The sequence below is a fragment of the Kitasatospora sp. NPDC001159 genome (assembly GCF_053598235.1).
This window is the reverse complement of record NZ_JBSFJV010000271.1, coordinates 1-1616: the sequence shown is the minus strand read 5'-3', so window position 1 is coordinate 1616 and position 1616 is coordinate 1. Positions and strand designations below refer to the sequence as shown.

The 1616-nt window shown below is 69.7% G+C and carries 1 protein-coding gene and 1 pseudogene; both read right to left on the bottom strand.

Going from position 1 to position 1616, the window contains the following annotated elements; all coding sequences use genetic code 11:
• Positions 1–119: 119 nt before the first annotated feature.
• Entirely contained in the window at positions 120–536 is a 417-nt protein-coding gene (locus ACWC9T_RS41795) for a hypothetical protein (RefSeq protein WP_449826247.1), read from the bottom strand.
• Between the two features lie 181 nt (positions 537–717).
• Positions 718–1485, bottom strand: a pseudogene (locus tag ACWC9T_RS41790) (ISAs1 family transposase); the annotation flags it as partial.
• Positions 1486–1616: the final 131 nt, after the last annotated feature.

Here is a 1616-nt window from a genome sequence, read left to right as displayed (position 1 = left end):
GGCGGGACCGGGGCCGGTGCGGCTGACGACGAGAGTCATTGTTGTCAGACCGGGGCCGGGCCACCATGGTGGCCCGGCGCCTTCGGCATGTCGCCGTCAGTTAGGTGTGGCGGGGCCGCTCAGGTGGGGTCCTGCGGTGGGAAGTTCCGGTCGAGGATCGCGGTCCAGGTCGGCAGGGCGACGAAGCGGACGGTGTCGTCGGCCTGGGCCTGGACGAGTTCCAGAAGGGCCGCGACGAACGGTGCTGCGGCGTTGTCGGCCGGGAGGGCGGCTGCGGCGTCATGGAGTCGCTGGTGGGCGGCGGGGAAGGCGTCCTTGGCCCTCGCGTCCTGTTCCTTGACCTTCGCGGCGCTGGCCTCCATTAGGATCCGCTCGATCGTGTAGGTGGGGCACTGGTCGGTGTGCCAGATCTCCGTGACGGTCATGTCACGGCCGATCGAGATGGTGCGGATGTCGCCGCTGTCCGGTCCGGCTTGGCAGTCCTCGCAGTCGATACGGCGGCGGGTGCTCGGCTGCTCGGCGTGGGAGTCGGTCACAGGGCATCGGTTCCTTCCTGTGCTGCGGGCCGGGTGTGGGGACCGGCCCGGAGCGCCTATCCAACGCCCGTCGAACTTCAAGGGCAACACCTTTGCGATCCGTCAGAACTGGCTGCGACGCACGCTCGGACGAGTGGGCCGGGCCCAGGGCTGCGTCGTTCTCGCGATGTGTCCGTGTTGATCACGTGATGCCGAGGGTGGCCAGCGGCCGGGTGGCGTCGCGGGAGTGCTTGCGCAGGCCAGCGGCGATGTTGTCGCAGCCGGTCAGGCGGAGGGCGCCGATGGCCAGGTTGCGCAGGGCTGCCATGGCGCGGGGTGCGGTCCCGGTCCGGACGCGGGAGGCGTCCTCGTCGAACGTGGTGTCGCGCACGTGGTGGATCTTGTTCTCGATGCCCCAGTGCTCGCGGACGCGGCGGGCGATCTCGGCGGCTCCGGCCTGCTGGGCGGTCAGGCTGGTGACCGCGTAGACGCGTTCGAGGGTGATCTTGCCGGTGGACACGGTGCGGCGGCGCCGGACGATCTGCAGGGCCTGGTCCGCGTGGGGGAACGGCAGCTCGGCGACGGTGGAGACCTTGATCCGGCGGATCTCGTCCCTTCCGTGCGCGGTGGCGCGGGTCCTGTCCAGCAGCGGGATGTCCTTCCAGGGCAGCCGCTTGAGCTGCCGGTGCAGGGTGGGCTGGTTGCCCTTGATGAGTGCGATGTAGTGGGCGTGCTTGTCCTCGACCAGGAAGCGGGCGGTTTCGATCTGGCTGTGCAGGGCGTCGAAGGTGACCACGTATCCGGTCAATTCCAGTGGGGTGAGCATGGGTTGGAACACGGTGATCTCGTTGGTCTTGGCGTCGACCTCGCGCTGGGTAAGGACCAGGCCGTCGGAGCTCATCGCCGCGAGCAGGTGGACCTGGGTGCCGTCGGGGCGGCGGGCGCCGCGCACGGTCTTGCCGTCCACCGCGAGTCCGGGTGCGGACGGGGCCGCCTGCCGGGCCGCTCAGATGGGGAGCATGGAAGGAAGCCCCACGATGGCCGCACCGATGAAGTACCCACTCGAATTGCGTGAGCGTGCGGTGGCGATGTACCGGTCCG